The sequence below is a fragment of the Pseudomonas koreensis genome, assembly GCF_036668835.1.
GTDB classification, from domain to species: Bacteria; Pseudomonadota; Gammaproteobacteria; order Pseudomonadales; family Pseudomonadaceae; genus Aquipseudomonas; species Aquipseudomonas koreensis_I.
The window spans coordinates 1-488 of record NZ_JAZEVW010000030.1 but is presented as its reverse complement, the minus strand read 5'-3'; the positions used below and the strand labels follow the sequence as shown (position 1 = coordinate 488).

Here is a 488-nt window from a genome sequence, read left to right as displayed (position 1 = left end):
CCACGGCCATGGCGCAGCAGCGCGGGGGCACGGCGCCCGAGCTGGCCTACAGCCTGACCGAGGGGCAGAATCTCAATGCCTTTGTGCGCGACGGCAAGGTCGCGGCGCACCTGCTGCTGCGCAATGGCAGCGATCCGCGCATCCTCGTCGCTTTCCCCGCCGGCAACAGCGGCGTCGGCCTGTGGTTCGAGCCTGTAGCCCGTCCCGCCACCTGGCGGCTCGAGCAGGCGCCGCGCCCGGTCACCTTCGCCGATGCCAAGGGCCGCCCGCTCCACGGCATCGAGAGCATCGCGACCATCGATGCCGCCCGCCTCGCCCCCAAGCAGGCAGTGCTCTCCAATGTCCGCTTCCTCCGCGACTATCAGTCGGTCAGCCGCTTCCCCGCCGAAGTGGCCGCGCCGATGCGCGTCGAGGGCAACCGCATCCTTTATGCCCGTGACCGCGTCGACGGCGCGCCGGGCTACAGCCTGGCGATCCAGGTGCTGGGC

Annotated in this window: 1 protein-coding gene; it reads left to right on the top strand. The window is 71.3% G+C overall.

The features are described 5' to 3' along the window. Positions 1 to 488: hypothetical protein (locus V6F91_RS27165; protein WP_332769926.1), on the top strand; the 488-nt coding region annotated here is incomplete at both ends.